An 18,853-nucleotide genomic window follows, 5' to 3' on the forward strand; every position below is an offset into this window, starting at 1 on the left:
GTTGCTGACAGGGATTACAATTAAATTTAGAGGATATTCATTTTTTATTCTTTGTTATAGAAAGGAAGATAGACTTGCAGCTTACTGAAGAAGTAATCGTAGATATGTTGCAGAAGCTTGGATCACATGGTGAGGATCCAGAAGGTGGTATAACACGTTTTTTGTATTCTGAAGCTTGGGTACAAGCACAGCGCTTTTTGAAAGAAGAAATGGAAAGAGAAGGATTAACCGCAAGTTTTGATGAAGTCGGAAACTTATTCGGAAGATTAGAAGGTACAAAGTATCCGGGAGAAACAATTCTTTCGGGTTCACATGTTGATACGGTACGAAATGCTGGTCACTATGATGGGCAACTTGGAATTATAACTGCATTTTTAGCAATTAAATACTTAAAGGCAAACTATGGTCAGCCGTTAAGAAATCTTGAAATGGTTTCTATGGCGGAAGAAGAAGGCAGCCGTTTTCCTTATGCTTTCTGGGGTTCTAAAAATATCGTAGGAACAGCTAAACAGGAAGAAGTCTTAGGGAAATTAGCTTTTGATGATGGTATTCCGTTTGAAGAAGCAATGCGCAAAGCTGGATTTGAATTTAGAGACGAATCGAAAGGGCGCAGACAAGATATTAAAGCTTTCGTTGAGATTCATAATGAGCAAGGGAATGTACTGGAAAAAGAAGGGAAATCAGTTGGTGTCGTTCATAGTATTGTTGGACAAAGACGTTTCACCGTTAAATTGACCGGGCAAGCGAATCATGCTGGTACTACACCGATGGAGCTTCGTAAAGATGCTGTTTTCACTGCAAGTAAGATTATTGCTGACGTGCTTACTGAAGCAAAACGAATTGGCGATCCGCTTGTTTGTACCTTTGGTAAGATTGAGGTAACTCCTAACGTTGTTAACGTTGTTCCAGGTAATGTACTATTAACAATTGATACACGTCACACAGATAAAGAAGCGCTTGTTTCATTTACAGATTATCTGGAGGCGACGATGACTCGAATCGCCGAGGAAGATGGTGTAGAGATTTCCATTGATATGTGGATGGATGAGGACCCAGTTCCTATGGATAAAGAAATTGTGCGTGTGATAGAAGAGAGCTGTAAAGAAAAAGGATTGAATTATAAATTAATGCACAGTGGTGCAGGTCATGATTCACAAGTGTTTGCGCCGTTTTATCCAACAGCAATGTTATTCGTGCCAAGTATTGATGGCATTTCGCATAATCCTAAGGAATACACAGAACCAAAAGATCTGTTAGAGGGTGCAAAAGCTTTAGCTGCTGCCCTTTATGAGTTAGCTTATAAAGAATAATAATGATTGTTATGATATTCATTCAAACTACTTAAGGAGAGATTATACATGAATAATGGTTTTCCAGACAAATTACTTCAATCAAGATCAATTATTAAGCAAGGTTTATACGCATTAATTACGCCAGAAGGCCTTGTGAATAATAGCGTGCCAGGATTTGAAAACTGTTACGTTTCAATTTTGGGTTCTCCAAGACTTGGCGCAAGCTTTGTAGATTACATTGTTACAATGTATGAAGGTGGACACAACAAAGAAAGAGGCTTCGGCGGTGAAGCTGATGTTGAAACATTTCTATATGTTGTTGACGGTGAAGTGAAAGTAACTGTTGAAGATAAAGAGCATAGCTTTACACAAGGCGGCTATATTTACTGCCCGCCAGGAACTAAAATGTTTATGGAAAATGTAAACAAAGGTGACTCAAAAGTCTTCCTGTATAAACAAAAATATAAAGAGCTTGAAGGTCAAGAAAAACCATGGTTAGTTACAGGTAATGTAAATGACATTGAAGAAATAGAGTACGGTGGAGTTAAGGAAATGCGCATTAAAGATTTATTGCCGGCAGACTTCGCTTTCGATATGAACTTCCACATTCTTACATTCGATCCAGGTGCAGGTCATCCATTTATTGAAACACATGTTCAAGAGCATGGAGCATACTTGCTATCAGGAGAAGGGGTTTATAACCTTGACAACGAATGGGTTACAGTTAAGAAAGATGATTATATCTTCATGGGGCCATACGTACAACAAGCTTGTTACGCAGTAGGCAGAGAAAAACTTTCTTATATATATTCTAAAGATTGTAATCGTGACGCCGATCTTTAAGAAGGAAAATACAAAATAAGAGAAGGTGTACCAAATGAGAGTAGATAAAGCGAAATTAAAAGAACTAATGAAAAATAAAGTTGTACGTGCTGGTTTGTCGGAAGAACATGCGGACGCAGTTGCAGATGTATTGCTTCACGCTGATTTAAGAGGGGTGCACTCCCACGGTGCAATGCGCGTTGAGTACTATGCTGAACGTATTGCTAAGGGCGGTATTAATACAAACCCTAATGTTAAATTTGAAAAGACTGGTCCAAGTACAGCTGTATTGGATGCAGATGGTGGCGTAGGACATTATCATGCAAAGGTTGCTATGGACGAAGCGATTAAAATCGCGAAAGAGAATGGTGTTGCTGTAGTAGGTGTTCGCAATATGAGTCATAGTGGAGCGCTTTCTTACTTTGTGCAGCAAGCAGCAAATGAAAAGATGGTGGCACTTTCCATGTGTCAATCTGATCCAATGGTAGTACCGTTTGGCGGAGCAGAGCCTTATTATGGGACAAACCCAATTGCTTTCGCTGCACCTAGCAGTACAGGGAAGAATATTATCTTTGATATGGCAACAACTGTACAAGCATGGGGCAAGGTGCTGCATGCACGCTCTAAGAATGAATCAATACCAGATACTTGGGCAGTGGACGAAAATGGTGAACCAACAACAGATCCGTTCAAAGTAAAAGCACTTGTACCAATTTCTGGACCTAAGGGCTACGGTTTAATGATGATGGTTGATGTCCTATCGGGAATCTTACTTGGCTTGCCATTTGGTAAACAAGTTTCATCTATGTATGAAGATTTAACGGAATATCGCAAATTAGGCCAGCTTCATATTGTTATTAATCCAGAATTCTTTGGTAATGCGGAGACTTTCTTAGAAACGATTACAAGAACAATGAAAGAGTTGAAAGAAATTAAACCTGCTAAAGGCTTTGATGAAGTTTTATACCCAGGTGAGCCGAATGATATTCAACAAGAAGCTTATGAAAAAGAAGGCATCGAAATTGTAGATGATATTTATGAATATCTAGCATCTGATGTAATCCACAATAATAATTATGACCACAAAGATCCGTTTGCGAAATAAGTAATCATTAAAAAATGCAGTTTCACACTACATTAGACTTGCGATTAAATAAACATAATTAAGGACGTCTCTTCCCCAAATTTATTGCGGCTGATACCATTATAAACTGCATTCTTTGGTGCAAAGCAGACGTCCTATTTATACTTAAATCAGTATAAGTAATTACCGATATTTAAAAGAAAGATTAAATAAAATAGGCCAGTTTAGTGTGTGCCGTATTGAAGGAAAGCTGGCATTTGCGTAGTTGGTACGCAGAAATACTTATAGAGGGGTTGGCTTGAGAAGATGAAAGTAACTGCAAAAGAACTTGGGACATTAATAAGTAATAAATTAATAAAAGCAGGCTTGGATAAAGAACATGCAAACGTTGTTGCAGATGTATTAGTCCATGCAGATACTAGGGGCTATCATTCTCACGGAGCCATGCGTGTAGAATACTATGCGGAAAGAATCGCAAAGGGCGGCATTAATACAAGTCCAGTCATTCAATTTGAAAAAACCGGACCAACTACAGCAATCTTTGAAGGAGACAATGGTGCAGGCCATTATATGGCAAAGGAAGCAATGACTGAAGCAATTAAAATGGCAAAGGAAAATGGTATTGCTGTTGTAGGCGTGAAAAATATCAGCCATAGTGGTGCGTTATCTTATTTTGTAGAGCAAGCAGCAGACGAGGGGTTAGTCGGAATCTCCATGTGCCAATCTGATCCAATGGTAGTTCCTTTTGGCGGTAAAGAACCGTATTATGGTACAAACCCTATCGCATTTGCAGCGCCGAGCAGCACAGATAAAAAAATTATTTTTGATATGGCTACTACTGTGCAAGCTTGGGGTAAAATTTTACACGCTCGATCTAAGGAAGAATCGATACCGGATACATGGGCAGTGGACGAGCATGGAGAACCGACTACAGATCCATTTGAAGTGAAAGCTCTGCTCCCAATTGCTGGACCAAAGGGCTATGGGCTTATGATGATGGTTGATATTCTTTCAGGTGTTTTATTAGGATTGGCTCATGGAAATAAAGTAACTTCTATGTATGAGGATTTAACAGAGCACCGGAAACTCGGGCAAATTCACCTTGTAATTAATCCGGAATTCTTTACTTCAGCTAAAATGTTTAAAGATAATATCACTAAAACAATGAATGAATTAAATCAAATCCAACCACGTGCAGGGTTTGACCAAGTATCTTATCCGGGTCAGCGCAGCGAAGAAAGAGCGGAAAAGTCACTCGAATCTGGCATTGAAATTGTAGATGATATTTATGAATATCTTGTTTCAGAGGCTGTTCATTACAATAAGTACAACAACAAAGATCCATTTGCGAAATAAGGATTTTGTATTTCGAGATTATACTCCAATTTATGGGTGAAAGCATTAAATTGAATCGCATTTTTGTGGAACGCTAAACCAATTAGAGGAAACGTAATTCAGTTTTTACCGAATTACGGAAAAAAAATTAAGGAATTGCATGCTATTTATAAAATATTAGTATATTAAAGAGATTTTTTTAAAAAAATTCATCTATTAGGGATAAAGACTTCTGATATGTTCCAATATATAATGAATCTGTTGGTTGAGGGTAAAGCCCTTTTACCTATTATGAAAAGTGTTTGTGTATTTTATTTGGCAAAGAAAACTTTCGATATGATAACTTACTCTTATAAAGAGACTAACATATAGTATCATTGCCAGTTTTATGCGGACTGCATGCACGGATATTTAATATAGGAGGAATCACAAATGTTTGATTTAATCATTAGAAATGGTGAAGTCGTATTAGGTGATGGTCCGAAAAAAGTAGAAATTGGCGTAAAAGATGGAAAAATTACTGCTATCGCTGAAAAAATAACAGAAGATGCGAAAAAAATAATCGATGCATCTGGTCAATACGTACTGCCAGGGATGGTAGATACGCATGTCCATATTAGTGAGCCGGGAAGAACAGAATGGGAAGGATTCGAAACAGGTTCAAAAGCATTAGCTGCAGGCGGTACAACAAGTTATGTAGAAATGCCATTGAATGCGCTTCCTGCGACAACTAATAAAGCAGCATTAGATTTAAAACTTGAAGCCGCTAAAACACAAAATTATGTGGATTATGCTTTTTATGGCGGACTTATTCCAGGGAATATTGATGATTTAGAGGGTCTTCATAATGCTGGTGTACCTGCATTTAAGGCATTCCTTTCAAATGTAGGAAGTGATATTCCGGATGACTTTGAAAGTGTAGATGATTTTACCTTGTATAAAGGGATGAAAAAGTTAGCTGAATTAGATCAAATTCTCTGTCTGCATGCAGAAAATCCCGACATTACTTCTAAATTAGAAGCGGAGTTTATCAGTGAGGGAAAAGTATCTGCAATGGACTATCCAGATGCACGTCCGGTATTCACCGAAGTTGAAGCAGTACAGCGTGCATTGCTCTTTGCTAAAGAAACTGGATGCAGACTGCATATTGTTCATATCAGTACTTCCGAAGCTGTGCAGGAAATCCTGAAAGCACGTGAAGAAGGACTTGATGTAACGGTTGAATCATGTCCACATTATTTTGCAATGTCTGCTGAAGATGTTGAGAAAATTGGCCCGTATGCAAAATGTCAGCCACCACTTCGCAAGAAAGCAGACCATGATAATTTATGGGAAGAATTAATGAATGGAAATATCGATTGGTTAACTTCTGACCACTCACCATGTACAGAGGATTTAAAGACAAATGCGGACAATCTTTTCGAAGCATGGGGAGGAATCAGTGGTGCGCAAAATAATGTCGATTTAATGTTCGATCTCGCTGTAAAGCAAAGAGGTCTTCCAATTGAAAGATTCGTCGAACTTATTGCAAAAACACCTGCAAAACGCTTTAATTTGAAAAACAAGGGTGAAATTGCAATTGCTAAAGACGCGGATATTATTTTCGTTGACCCAAACCAGTCTTACACAGTAAAACGAGATGATTTATATTACAAAAATAAACATAGTGCATACGAAGGCAGAACAATTAACTGTCGTGTGACAAAAACGATTTTACGTGGAAATGTAGTCTTTGATCTTGAAAAAGGAATTGTAGGTGAACCAAAAGGTGAACTAATGACAAAATAGGCTGCATATAAGTACTGTCTGTTTTAGTTATGAATAATGAAAGGCTAAAGTAGACAAACTATCCACTAAGAATGAAAATTTAATAGATATGACGTACGGATGGACAGACAGCATCACACACTTCTCAAAGGTTCTAATAAAACATGCAGTGGTTTAGATTTTTTGAAGGTTTTGATGTAGTTGCATGTGATATCTATTTTTTCGACAGGAAGATTTGATTACAATCACTGTGGAAAAACTTGCATTATAACGTCCTATTCCTTGATGGACGCAGCTATTTGGGGTTTAATGACAAAATAAGCTGATATATATATTAAATATTTCAAAAAACAAAATTACTACATTAAATATAGGAGTTGAATGAGGATGGCCGATAATCTAAACAATAACAACTCTCGGGAAAATGTTGATGCAGCGGCACAAACAGATTCACTTAGGCCTTTGGGAGAAAAAGATAGAAAGATGGGCGCATTTGGATATATGTCACTATGGGTTGGTGACGGTGTAAACATGGGAAATATGACATTGGGTGCCAGTGTAATTGCAGCAGGAATTGCAACGCTAAATATATGGCAGACAATGGCAGCAGCACTACTTGCAATAGGAATTGTTTCTACATTATTTACGTTAAACGATAGAGTTGGTTACCGCAATGGTATTCCCTATGTATCCCATTTAAAAATCTCATTTGGTGAGAAGGGGTCTTTGATATCTTCTCTGCTTCGTGCTGTACCAGCTGTTATATGGTATGGGATTCAAAGTTGGATTGGTGGTACTGCTTTAAACGAAGTATTTAAAATTCTAACTAATGGTGCCTTTGATAACGTAGTGATTGGATTTATCATTCTGTTAGTGGTTCAAATACTGCTTTCTATGAAAGGATTTCATAGTATCAAGTGGGTTGAATCTGTTGCATCCGTTGTATTAATGATCATCATCATAACTGTATTTGTGATTTTACTTAAAGACCACAGCCAAGCTGTAAAAGATATATGGGTTGATACTAAAGGGTCTTGGGGTCTGCCATTCTTTGGATTTGTTATGGTGTTCCTAGGGAACTATGCAGCAATCTTCTTAAGTGCAGCTGATTACTCCCGTGAATTAAAAACAGGGTATAGCGATAAAAAAAGAGGTTTATTATATTTTATTCCAATTATAATTGCTTATGGTTCAGTTATCGCAGTTGGTGCTATGCTTGCTAGTGCAACTGGCTACACGAACCCGGCATTAGGCCTGCCTGCATTATTTGATAATGTGTATGTCGAATTATTTATTTCTGTATTTATTGTATTTGGAGCTATTGCGGTGAATATGGTTGCAAATATTGTTACACCAACATATGTGATTCAATTATTTACAAAGTTAGATTATAAAATTGCTGTTATCATTACGGGACTATTAGCGATGGTTTCATTCCCTTGGCTGCTTGTCCAAGATGACAATGCAAAAGGTCTGGATATGTTCGTATTAATTTACTCTGCATTTTTAGGACCGATGGTAGCAATTCTAATTATTGAGTACTATTTCTTAAGAAAACAAAAAATTGATGTTGATGAGCTCTATAAGAAGGATGGAGACTTCTCTGGAACAAACGCTGCTGCTATCATAGCAATGCTTATTGCTGCTGCACTAGCATTTATCTTTGTAGACTTAGCATGGATTATTGGGTTTGTCTCTGCACTCATCATTTATCCACTTATTACGAAATATGCATTCAAAGGTTCCAAATTTAAAAAAGGAACAATTTATGAAGGAAGATAATGAAAGAAGATTAAAACAAGCGGCATATTAGCATGCCGCTTGTTTTTCTGGCTCTGAAATATAGGCTTTAAAATATATATTGGGGTAAAGAAAGAATGCAGACAATAAAAAACACGCAATCTCCAGTTTTTGTTAGAATTTGTTTAGACGAATAAACAAGAAACAAAAAAGAGATGTGTGCAATTGAATACTCACATAATTTTACCTGGATTTGAACATGTGATTATAACGAAAGTCGAATAAATTTACGGAAAAATCTTTAAAGACACAGCTTGACAGTTTCAAACTTCTCCAACGACAGTGATCCGTCTTCATTTTGAACATGAAGTGCATAATATAGCTGTTCTGCCTTATGATTATTTAAGTGTTTTAGTATATGACGGGATAAATCACCCAATATTAAATCTGATTGTAAATTAATAATTAGAACCGCCAGTTCATAAGTGAAAAGTTTTGCTTTTACTGGAAATTCTCTTCAAAACATTCTAATTCAATGACAATGCCTGTGCAATTTAAGTCATGTATTTGCTTTATTAATTCAGAAATTATCCATCCCTTACTGTTAGTAGGTCAAGTTGTTTTATTCGAGGGGCAGTAATCTGCGATATCATAGTAAATTATAAGTATAAAGTAAATAAAAAGCCGTATCTCCTTTGGCCATTTTAAACAATGATATTTTTAGTAAACTTGTGTAAAATAGATAAGAGGGTCAATGATGAAAAGTAATACGCTTTTAGCCCGATTAAAGGCTTTAGGTTAAGTTCATTACCAAAAAGAAAAACAATCATAATTATTAGCTTGCTTGGAGGAAAATAGGGTAAGTATCCCCAAGCGAGTTTGCAGTGAAAAGAAATAGGACTCGTTTTTCAGTTTTATTGCAAGGAAGTGTACAAGTCTGTCTCACCATTCTGCGCGAAACTTACAAAGTGAAGTATTCTGGCATAAAACATATGAAGGAAACAGAGACTCAAATACGATAAAGAGCAATATTGCGATACGTGAATATTATTCTCACTTTATTTTTTGTGAAATGATTTTTACTGACGTATCTCGCACAGCAGAAGACATATGAAACGGTTTATATGTTAAAAATAACTGTAAATTAAATTACATGGGTTGGTGTTATTATGAATGAGTTACTAAAGTATAGTAACTGGATATCGGGCTTACAGTGGCTCTTTTTTATTTTTACGAATATAATTGTTATCCCAATAACGGTAGGAGCGGCATTTGATCTTCCGCAGGAGACAATCATATCGATGCTTCAGCTATCATTTATTGTGACTGGATTGGCGTGTATTATTCAAGCTTTAATTGGACATCAGCGTGCCCTTTTAGAAGGACAGTCAGGTCTTTGGTGGGGAGTGATTCTAACTCTTGCTAATACTGCATTAGCTCAAGGTATGCCACTTGAAGTACTTGGTGGAAGTCTGAGTCTTGGCATCATTATTTCAGCTGTACTCACCATTTTAATTGGGATAACTGGACTTGGCCCGCTTATTGCTAAGCTGTTTAACCCAGGCGTGATGGGTGTATTTATGTTTCTATTTTCGGCCCAATTGGTCGGAATCTTTATGAAGGGAATGCTCGGTATTCCATTCGGAAACGTTGAAGGAAATGTTACAATTGATCCGGCTGTTTCATTGCTGTCAATTGTTATCGCGATTATTGTAATTGTGATTAGTATAAAGGCTCCATCAAGCATTAAGAAATATGGTCTATTAATCGGTATTATCATCGGATGGATTGCCTTTGAACTTATTTTCGATTCAACATCATCATTATCTCAAGCACAACCATTCAATTTTGAATTATTCCCACTTGGAAAACTGACATGGGAAACGGGTATTATTTTAACGGTTGTCCTTACAGGGCTATTAAATACCGCTAACACGTTTGGTGCCTTAAAGGGGACGGATAGCATGTATCGTTCTGAGGCAACAGGTAAGCATTATCGGAATTCATTCACGATTACTGGTTTGGTTACTGGGATAGGAGGAATGTTTGGGCTTGTTCCCTATTCACCATTCGTCTCGTCTATCGGGTTTTTAAACCAGACAGGTATTATAAAAAGAATGCCATTCATTATTGGTGGATTTTTATTTCTCATGATGGGGATTATCCCTCCAGTCGGTGCCTTTTTCTCAACACTTCCTTTAAGTATTGGTAGTGCGGTACTGTTTGTGTCCTACTTGCAACTCGTAAATTCATCATGGAATTTCTTTAGGCAAATTAAGTGGAGTACAGATAATATTTACCGGTCAGCTATACCGCTTATGGTGGGGATTATTATTATGACGCTGCCTGCTACTTATTTTAATTCACTGCCTGAAATTATTCGCCCGTTATTAAGTAATGGCTTAATAGTTGGAATAGTATTGGCACTTTTATTGGAAAACTTATTTACCTGGGATATGAAGCCTTCAAATTAAATAAAATAAGTGAACTTTGGTGAATGAATCATCTCATTCATCTGTTAATAAGAATAAGGGCAGAATGCTTAAAGCGTTCTGCCCTTTCCCTGTGTTCTTCTTAAGGACTCTGTGAAGAATAATGAAAAGCAAGCGGAAAGTTCCTTCTGCTTGCTTTTTATATAGGGTATTTCATGAGACATTAACATGAAGAGAAGGTCAAAATCAACTATTCAATCTCAAGAATGCTTCCAATTAATAGTGCTACGCGGATTCTTAGTGAGTCAGTAGGATCGCGGAATGAGCAATTCAGTATTTCTTCCATTTTCGCAATTCTATATTTAACTGTATTTCGATGGACGAACATTCTCCGGGATGTTTCAGATATTTCACATTGACAGTCCAAGTAAGTTTCAAGCGTTTTTACTAAATCAACTTCATCCTTCGTTTTTGGATAGGCAAGAGATTTAAGCGTGTTTTCATACAGTGCAATTAAATCTTTTCTTGGTAATGTAGTCAGCAACTCTTCAATTTCTCTCATTCGATAAAAGTTGATAAAATTTAAACGATTTAAATCATATCCATTTCTAATCGCATCAACTGCTTCATGGTATGCGCTAGGAATGTCGATTGGAGATTGTACTGCGCTGCTAATGCCAAATGAAACACGAATATTATTATTTTGTAAAATAGTTTGCACTTTTTGAACGAATTGAGTTACGTTATTAATTTCAGCATCATTATAATGAGGGAATTGTAAGACCATAACGAAGTATTTCTCTTTTGTAAATAAAGTGGCTTTCATATTGCCATTAACAATTTCGTCTTCTAATTGATCATATATGCTATTATGTAATTCTCCAAACCTTTTTTCATATAATTGCAGTGCTTCATAATTTTTGCCATTTGGGTCAACTGTACATATGATACATACTGTTTCCATGTTATCTTGCAGTCCATAATAGTGTGTCCGGCTTAAAACTTCCTCGTTGGATTTGACTCTCATCTCAATTAAATCAGCAAAAAAGTTATTTTTTAATAGCCGTGAATTTTCCTCAATAGCCTGTTCTTTAATAATTGTAAATGAAATAACGTTTCCTGCTTGTTCGATTGCCATTTGGGATGAAGGATAAGGCAGACTAGATGAATCTATGATGACTAGCATGCTATCGTATTGTCTCTTTGTTTGTACAGGAAAAGTAGTAATTGATTCTTGTTTTTTAGATGGTATTGAAAATGTTGTTCCTTTTCTAGCGCGGTCTAAATCACCTTTTACCATTGTGGTAATCTCCTGTGCAACAATTTGCATGGAGTCTTTATTAAACCCACGGCTATGTGCAATTTTTTCTCCTCTATGATTTAACAACATTGTTGGACGATCTAAAAAATGACCTAATTGTTCAACTAACGAATTTAAACTGTATTCTTTTAACATCATATTTGAAAATTCTCTTTGTACATGCAGGGCATAATACAATTGTTCAGCTTCATGATCATTTAGGTAATTCAGAATATGACGGGACAGCTCTCCTAGTGTAATGCTTGTAGGAAGATCTATAATTGGAAAAGCCAATTCATCAGCTAATAACTTAACTTCCTCAGGTAACTCCTTTAAAAATCGATTTATTTTAATGACGATGCCTGCACAATTTAAAGCATGCATCTGTCTAATTAAATCACACAATAGTTGTGCATCATCTTTAAAAGCATATCCGGTAGTAAGTAATAGATGATTGCTATTAAGAAACTTTATAACATCAGGTGTATCAGATATATTAACAGATTCTACATTTCTGGTTAGCCCTCTATGGCCGGCTAAGACTGTACAATCCTTCATTGCTTCTAGGATAAATAAGTTATTTATTGTTTTCACTTTATCAGACCTCAATTTAAAAATATCTACAAATTTACTTCTATTCTTGAGATGAAGCATAATATAAATATTATATATTTTTTTGAGTATGAAGTAAACAAAAGAGAAACTTTGTTTTATCCACTTTAGACAATTTCAGGCGAGATTGTTAAAATGACGGAATATCTTAATCCAAGAAAAGTCCTCTTGTTATGTATTGTGGAAGATAATTAATCTTATTCTATTTTTACAACTCGCTATTTACTTTATGCTGCTGATTAATTATGGAAGTGGCTGTTTTTTTAGGAAAATAATAGGTATTGCTTTCACTTTTTTAAATAATAGGTTAAACTAAGCTTACAACTGAAAAAATGCAATTGGAGGAGTCTGTCACGAAGGGATACGTATGCCCTTTTTTGGCAGACTCCTTTTTCGTTTTTCAAAGTACATAGGAAAGGTGGAGTTTTATGTTTATTCTTTATCTGGCAATCATTATTATTGCTGCAAAGTTAGCAGGTGCAATCAGTGTTCGATTCGGACAGCCATCTGTGCTGGGGGAATTAATTGTCGGTGTCCTGTTGGGTCCCTCTGTTTTAGGGTTAATTGAAGCAAGTGATCTACTTGGTACATTTAGTACAATTGGGGTAATTTTACTAATGTTTATTGCGGGGCTTGAAACAGATTTGCAGGAATTTAAAAAGTCGGCAAAATCAGCTACTTTAGTCGGCTTTGGAGGAATAATCTTCCCTCTCTTCTTAGGATATATGGTGGGACTCATGATGGATTTAACTTCTTTACAGTCTTGGTTCTTAGGAGTGATGCTCTCTGCAACGAGTGTAAGTATTTCTGTTCAATCGTTAAAGGAGATGAATCAGCTCAGAACGCCAGCAGGTACAACAATATTAGGTGCTGCTGTTCTCGATGACGTAGTGGTGATGATAATTTTGGCTTTCCTTATGAGCTTTGCAATGGGAGGGGAGACTTCGCTAACTATGCTCGTTGTGAAGAAAGCATTATTCTTTATTGGAGCAATATTAGTAGCATGGAAGGTAGTCCCTTGGTTTATGAGAACATTTGCGAAGCTGCCAGTAAGTGAGGCAGTTATGTCTGCGGCATTAATTATTTGTTTTGTTTATGCGTATGTTGCAGAGTTAACTGGTGTAGCGAATATTATCGGTGCTTATATAGCTGGGATTGCAATTGGAACAACGAATTTTAAAGAGGTTGTTTTTGAGAAGGTAGAGACGATAAGCTATTCCTTGTTTGTTCCAATATTCTTCGCATATATTGGGATTTCAGCAGAGTTTAGTGGAATTCTTGATAATATAGTATTAATTATCCTGCTCAGTGTATTTGCAATTTTGACAAAGTTTGTCGGCGCTGGCGCTGGAGCGAAGCTATCCGGGTATGGCTGGAGAAATTCTATGGGAATTGGTTCTGCTATGGTGTCCCGTGGAGAAGTAGCTCTAATAGTTGCTGCACTTGGTCTGGAAGCAAGTCTGATAACACAGGATCTATTCGCAACAATGATTGTTGTTGTAATTATAACGACCCTTGTCACACCGCCGATGATGAAGATGTTTTTCACACAAAGAAAGCCAGATGCAAAAGAAGTTTAAAATGGCTGATGTTTGATTCTCAACTTTCATGTTAATAACAGTTGTTAGGGATTTACTATCGTAAAAAGCTGCAAAGCCTTAAATAACTGCATTGATATGTTCATAATTAATGAACTACAGGCAAAGTGAATGGAATTGGAAAAGGATATGATTCCCGCACTGAATGCGGGAATCATATCCTTTTTATATTTATTTATTTTTTAATTTAGCGAGTTGTTCAGCAAGTGCATTGTTCTTAAAGCCGTCATCCTGATTTTTTAAAAATTTATTAACATCTCGTTTAGATACATTGTGTTTTTTCTCGTGCTGCTTTCGCTTATTGAAGCTGGAAAGTTTCTCACGGTGCCCGCAAGAACAAGTGAAGATTTGTCCTTCACCTTCCCCGCGCAGCTCTAAACGTTTGTGGCAATTTGGACAGCGTGCGTTCGTTCGTTTTGCAATGTTTTTCTTATGCCCGCATGAACGATCCTGACAAACAAGCATGCGTCCATTTTTGTTGTTTACCTCGAGCATAAGCTTGCCGCAATCAGGACATTTCGTTCCAGTAATATTGTCGTGCTTAAATTTACTGTCATTTGTCTTTATTTCTTGAACGATTTCTTTTGTGTAGTCTTTAATTTCTGCGATAAATTTATTTTTATTAAGTTTTCCTTCTGCAATCAGGCTGAGTTTTTGCTCCCATTCCGCAGTTAAAGCTGGAGAACGCAAATCTTCTGGTGCCAGGTCAAGCAATTGTTTTCCTTTAGATGTAATGAAAATATGCTTCCCTTTAAGCTCCATATATTGACTATTGAACAGTTTATCAATAATATCTGCGCGAGTTGCTACTGTTCCGATACCACCTGTTTTCTGTAATGTGCCTGCTAAGTGTTTCTCTTCCTGGCTCATGTAACGCACAGGATTTTCCATTGCTTGCAGTAATACACCTTCTGTAAAGCGCTCGGGTGGCTTCGTTTCTCCAGTTGTTAAGCTAAGGCTGATGTTGGAGAAAGCGTCGCCCTGCTTCACACTTGGAAGCTGTTGATCATCTGAATCTTCCTCTTCAAAACTCCGGTCATAGACAGCTTTCCAGCCTTGCTTTTTAACAATTTTTCCTTTAGCAGTGAAGGATTCATTTCCGATTTTTGCGTGAATCGTCGTCTGTTCATATTCGTATGCATCCATTAAAACAGCAAGGAAACGTTTAACGACTAAATCATAAATTCTTCTTTCCTTATCATCCAATTCGGAGAGATTTACGGATTCTTCTGTTGGGATAATTGCATGGTGATCACTTACTTTCGCATTATCAACAACAGATTTCGGCAGTTTTCCTATGCCTTTACGAAGAATGGTTTGTGCGTGTCGTGCATATTGATCGACTCCACATGCATCTAGGCGGTCTATTAATGTTGGGACAATATCACTTGAAAGAACACGTGAGTCTGTTCTTGGATAGGTCAATACTTTATGACGCTCATACAGTCTTTGCATGAGAGATAATGTTTGTTTCCCGGAAAATCCAAATAAACGGTTTGCATCTCTTTGTAACTCTGTTAGATCATAAAGCTGCGGTGCGAACTTTTTCTTAGCCGTTTTATCTACTTTTTCAATGTTTAGTGCCGAACCTTTTAAGCTATGCAAAAGATTTTCGGCTTTTTCTTTAGAGAAAGTACGTGAATTATTTTTAGCATCCTGCCAAGTGTACTTGATATTTCCTGAAGCTTTTGCTTGAAGGCCATAATAGGATTTAGGCTGGAACGCATTAATTTCCTGTTCTCTTGCCGCAATCATGCCCAATGTTGGTGTCTGTACCCGGCCACTAGAAAGCTGTGCATTATACTTTGTTGTTAAGGCACGAGTTGCATTAAGTCCAACATACCAATCTGCTTCAGAGCGAGCGACAGCTGAAGCGTATAAGTTTTCAAATTTTGCACCTGGTTTTAATTGTTTGAAGCCATCTCGGATTGCTTTATCGGTTACAGATGAAATCCACAATCTTTTTATTGGCTTTTTTACTCGTGCTTTCTCCAGAATCCAGCGTGCCACCAGTTCTCCTTCACGCCCGGCATCTGTTGCAATTACAATATCAGTTACATCTTTTCGATTTAATTGTGCCTTCACTGCATTAAATTGCTTGCCCGTTTTCTTAATGACAACCGATTTTAGATGTGGGGGAAGCATTGGAAGGTCATCGAGCTTCCATGTTTTATATTTATCATCATACACTTCAGGGTCAGCTAGTGTAATCAGGTGACCGAGTGCCCAGGTTACGATATATTTGCTGCCTTCCAGATAGCCGTTACCTTTCTTATTGCACTGAAGTACACGCGCAATATCACGGCCAACAGAAGGCTTTTCTGCTAGAACTACTGTTTTACTCATGATAAAATCCTTTCTTTACTAAAAGATATCTTTTGTTAACTTTAACACAATTGATATAGGTTTGGGACTTGGCAGTTGAATAAATTAATTTTCCCTTTTCGCTTTTCTTACTTTAAATAGTCCATCTGCTGCATCCCATATTAGTCCAGTTGCCAGAAAAATGGGGATCCATTTTGTTGTTTGTTCCCAAATTGTGTTAACAACTTCAAATCCATCACTTTCTTCAGAGACTAGATTGTATTGTATCATTTCCTGCATGAAATGAGGATTCCAGAAGTCAGACTGAACAACAATAAACATAACGGCAATAAAGGAAATAATATTTAAAATAAATGTTAAGGTCACCAGCAGTGTGGTCCATCTTCCGTAGATTAGCTTCAGGCTTTCTTTTAGGATACCGAAGCCAAGAATAAGAATAATAAACAGAAGAAAGAAGAAGTTCGCATTTTCATTAATAAAAGGTATTGTTCCAGTGAAACCCTCTCTGAAGATCCACACACCAAAATAGTCCATAGAAAAGGTGAAAAACAATATCATAATTGTATAGAGGATAATTCCAATAATGGGTTCACTGCGATTAATTTTTCCTTTTACATGTGGTATGCTTGGGAGATCTCTTGGTGTCCATGCTTTCTCAAATCGGAGGTCTTCGGCTTTAAAGGTGCTGTAACGTTCAGCAATTGCAAAGCCTAATGTCGTCCAGCCAAAGGCAGCTGGAATACTTGTAACAATAGAAACAATGGAATGAATAAAAATGTCTAAAATAGAAACTGGTTCAACTATAAATTGAATTACAAAGCTCGCACTAATGCCAATTGCTAAAGTAGTAATGACAATTTTTAATACGAGTATATAGGAATCGAATAATTCAGGACCGATCAAAAACTTATTTGTCCCGCGATATTTTTGGGCTAATTCTTTCGGACTGCCTAAATCTAATAAAACCGTCTCCATCTCACTTTCTGTTGCTGGTTGCCCTCCAGTGCGCTCCTCTAGCATATCTTCGATGAGGCCGCGCAATTCTTGAGCAATATCCTCTCGATGCGCTAGTGGCAGCTTCTGTGTCACTGCATAAATATATCGTTCGATTAGCTGCATATTACTTCTCTCCTTTCGATTGAATTACTTGACCAAGACTGAAGGCAATCCCATTCCATTCTTTGATAAGTAAATCGTATACTTCTTTACCTGTTGTACTTAATAAATAGTATTTTCTTGGTCTGGATTCGTTGGTATCCCACTTGCTGTCTAAGATACCTTGCTTTTCGAGCCGTCTTAATAAGGGGTATAAGGTTCCAGGTTCAACTGGTATGCCGATTTCATCAAGAATTGTTACGAGGGAATAGCCATACTGTGGCTCTGAAAGTTGACTGAGCACAGCGATTGTCAGTGTTCCACGTCTTAACTCCTGCATTAACTTCTCTAAATGCTGATTTACTTCACTCATGTGATCAACTCCTTTATTTATTGTACTGTGTGACACACATTATAGTCAATAAAATATTATTATTTCACATACCTTATTAATGAAACCTAACTGCCCGTAAGAACGTATAATACTAAAATCGGATAACTGAGGAAGAAAATGATATTCTGAAAAAGGAGGGTGAGCATATGTCAATTGATGATTTGCTGCATTGCATGAAAATAATAGGGAATGAGGAAGTCCAGCGTAACCAGTTAATGCATCGGCTAGATTTGGTGAATGCCTTTTCTGTTGAACCAGGCATGAATGTACTTGAGATAGGTTGTGGTCAGGGAGATACAACGGTTGCACTAGCTTCAGCGGTTGGGGAAGATGGGCATGTAACAGCTATCGATTTAGCAGATGCTGATTACGGCGCGCCGATTACTCTGGGGCAAGCGACGAATACAATTCTAAAATCAAAGCTGGGTAAGCGAATTGATTTTTATCTAAGTACGGAATTCCTTGAGTTTCCTGAAGAAAAGTTTGATATTGTCGTGCTATCACATTGTTCTTGGTATTTTCAGAGTCCAGAACAATTACGGCTTTATCTTGAAAAAGTTTATCGCATGACTGAACGCGTTTGTATTGCAGAATGGGATGTAAGTGAATTTACGCTAGAGCAGCACGCGCACTTGAATGCAGTGCAAATATTAGCGCTGCATAGTGAATTTGTCGAAAATGATGGGAATATCCAGCACATTTTCAGCAAAGACCAGTTAAAGAAAATGCTTAAAACAGCGGGCTGGAAAATCACTCAGGAGCATACAGTTGATGCACATTATTTGCAGGACGGAAAGTGGGAAACAGCATATGCAGAATCAATTCGTGAAGTATTCGATAAAACTTCTACAAGAATTCAAGTACTTACGAATACACTGTATGAGCAACTGAAAAATAAAAACGCACAGAGTTTGAATAGTGTTGTACTCATCGGAGATAAATAAAATCATCTGGCAGGCGGTGGAAAGACGAGAGCAAAAGTGAGATCAGAAGGACTTTGACGGTATTAAACAGAGGAAACGAAATGCGTTTAATAGAGGCTGTAAAGGGATTTGGG

The 18,853-nt window shown here is 37.2% G+C and carries 13 protein-coding genes; 9 read left to right on the forward strand and 4 right to left on the reverse strand.

The features are described 5' to 3' along the window. The first annotated feature begins 74 nt into the window (after positions 1-74). The 7 genes from allC (at position 75) to NST93_RS16365 (ending at position 10,514) form a co-directional block, all read left to right on the forward strand. Positions 75-1,310 carry an allantoate deiminase gene (gene allC, locus NST93_RS16335; protein ID WP_405098851.1) on the forward strand — a complete coding sequence of 412 codons (1,236 nt, stop codon included), beginning with the start codon at positions 75-77 and terminating at the stop codon, positions 1,308-1,310. Positions 1,311-1,358: 48 nt separating this feature from the next. Next, positions 1,359-2,135 carry a (S)-ureidoglycine aminohydrolase gene (gene allE, locus NST93_RS16340; RefSeq protein ID WP_405098853.1) on the forward strand — a complete coding sequence of 259 codons (777 nt, stop codon included), beginning with the start codon at positions 1,359-1,361 and terminating at the stop codon, positions 2,133-2,135. Between the two features lie 34 nt (positions 2,136-2,169). Beyond that, positions 2,170-3,219 (forward strand): ureidoglycolate dehydrogenase, encoded by a 1,050-nt coding sequence (gene allD / locus NST93_RS16345; protein ID WP_405098855.1) that lies wholly within the window; start codon positions 2,170-2,172, stop codon positions 3,217-3,219. Between the two features lie 285 nt (positions 3,220-3,504). Then, a complete protein-coding gene (gene allD / locus NST93_RS16350; protein WP_405098857.1) occupies positions 3,505-4,554 on the forward strand; it encodes an ureidoglycolate dehydrogenase in 1,050 nt (349 codons plus the stop codon). A 411-nt stretch (positions 4,555-4,965) separates the two neighbouring features. Beyond that, positions 4,966-6,321: an allantoinase AllB gene (gene allB, locus NST93_RS16355; RefSeq protein ID WP_405098859.1), complete on the forward strand. Its 1,356-nt coding sequence runs from the start codon at positions 4,966-4,968 to the stop codon at positions 6,319-6,321. A 366-nt stretch (positions 6,322-6,687) separates the two neighbouring features. Beyond that, positions 6,688-8,082, forward strand: a complete 1,395-nt coding sequence (locus NST93_RS16360; RefSeq protein WP_405098861.1) for an NCS1 family transporter — start codon at positions 6,688-6,690, stop codon at positions 8,080-8,082. A 1,127-nt stretch (positions 8,083-9,209) separates the two neighbouring features. Beyond that, positions 9,210-10,514, forward strand: coding sequence for a uracil/xanthine transporter (locus tag NST93_RS16365; protein ID WP_405098863.1), 1,305 nt, complete (start codon positions 9,210-9,212; stop codon positions 10,512-10,514). A gap of 208 nt (positions 10,515-10,722) precedes the next feature. Here the strand turns inward: NST93_RS16365 and NST93_RS16370 are convergent, their stop codons facing one another. Next, the gene (locus tag NST93_RS16370; protein ID WP_405098865.1) at positions 10,723-12,366 is read right to left on the reverse strand and encodes a PucR family transcriptional regulator; all 1,644 of its coding nucleotides are present in this window, start codon (positions 12,364-12,366) and stop codon (positions 10,723-10,725) included. 446 nt (positions 12,367-12,812) lie between these two features. Here NST93_RS16370 and NST93_RS16375 point away from each other — a divergent pair, with 446 nt between their 5' ends. Next, entirely contained in the window at positions 12,813-13,964 is a 1,152-nt protein-coding gene (locus NST93_RS16375) for a cation:proton antiporter (RefSeq protein ID WP_405098867.1), read from the forward strand. Positions 13,965-14,153: 189 nt separating this feature from the next. Here the strand turns inward: NST93_RS16375 and NST93_RS16380 are convergent, their stop codons facing one another. The 3 genes from NST93_RS16380 to NST93_RS16390 all read right to left on the reverse strand — a co-directional run bounded on the left by NST93_RS16380 (position 14,154) and on the right by NST93_RS16390 (position 17,775). Next, complete coding sequence (locus NST93_RS16380; RefSeq protein WP_405098868.1) at positions 14,154-16,328, reverse strand: DNA topoisomerase III; 2,175 nt, start codon at positions 16,326-16,328, stop codon at positions 14,154-14,156. Between the two features lie 84 nt (positions 16,329-16,412). Next, positions 16,413-17,426 (reverse strand): HAAS signaling domain-containing protein, encoded by a 1,014-nt coding sequence (locus NST93_RS16385; RefSeq protein ID WP_405098870.1) that lies wholly within the window; start codon positions 17,424-17,426, stop codon positions 16,413-16,415. 1 nt (position 17,427) lies between these two features. Further along, positions 17,428-17,775, reverse strand: a complete 348-nt coding sequence (locus tag NST93_RS16390; protein ID WP_405098872.1) for a PadR family transcriptional regulator — start codon at positions 17,773-17,775, stop codon at positions 17,428-17,430. A gap of 167 nt (positions 17,776-17,942) precedes the next feature. Between NST93_RS16390 and NST93_RS16395 the strand changes: the two genes are divergently transcribed. After that, entirely contained in the window at positions 17,943-18,740 is a 798-nt protein-coding gene (locus NST93_RS16395) for a class I SAM-dependent methyltransferase (protein WP_405098874.1), read from the forward strand. Positions 18,741-18,853 lie beyond the last annotated feature (113 nt).

It is taken from the genome of Oceanobacillus sp. FSL H7-0719, assembly GCF_045040795.1.
In the GTDB taxonomy this organism is placed as follows: Bacteria; Bacillota; Bacilli; order Bacillales; family Amphibacillaceae; genus Oceanobacillus.

Excerpts from the sequence above, each read along its gene's own strand:
- allE (WP_405098853.1), top strand. The coding sequence starts at position 1,359 with ATGAATAATGGTTTTCCAGACAAATTACTTCAATCAAGATCAATTATT.
- allD (WP_405098855.1), top strand. The coding sequence starts at position 2,170 with ATGAGAGTAGATAAAGCGAAATTAAAAGAACTAATGAAAAATAAAGTT.
- allD (WP_405098857.1), top strand. The coding sequence starts at position 3,505 with ATGAAAGTAACTGCAAAAGAACTTGGGACATTAATAAGTAATAAATTA.
- allB (WP_405098859.1), top strand. The coding sequence starts at position 4,966 with ATGTTTGATTTAATCATTAGAAATGGTGAAGTCGTATTAGGTGATGGT.
- NST93_RS16360 (WP_405098861.1), top strand. The coding sequence starts at position 6,688 with ATGGCCGATAATCTAAACAATAACAACTCTCGGGAAAATGTTGATGCA.
- NST93_RS16365 (WP_405098863.1), top strand. The coding sequence starts at position 9,210 with ATGAATGAGTTACTAAAGTATAGTAACTGGATATCGGGCTTACAGTGG.
- NST93_RS16375 (WP_405098867.1), top strand. The coding sequence starts at position 12,813 with ATGTTTATTCTTTATCTGGCAATCATTATTATTGCTGCAAAGTTAGCA.
- NST93_RS16380 (WP_405098868.1), bottom strand. The coding sequence starts at position 16,328 with ATGAGTAAAACAGTAGTTCTAGCAGAAAAGCCTTCTGTTGGCCGTGAT.
- NST93_RS16385 (WP_405098870.1), bottom strand. The coding sequence starts at position 17,426 with ATGCAGCTAATCGAACGATATATTTATGCAGTGACACAGAAGCTGCCA.
- NST93_RS16390 (WP_405098872.1), bottom strand. The coding sequence starts at position 17,775 with ATGAGTGAAGTAAATCAGCATTTAGAGAAGTTAATGCAGGAGTTAAGA.
- NST93_RS16395 (WP_405098874.1), top strand. The coding sequence starts at position 17,943 with ATGTCAATTGATGATTTGCTGCATTGCATGAAAATAATAGGGAATGAG.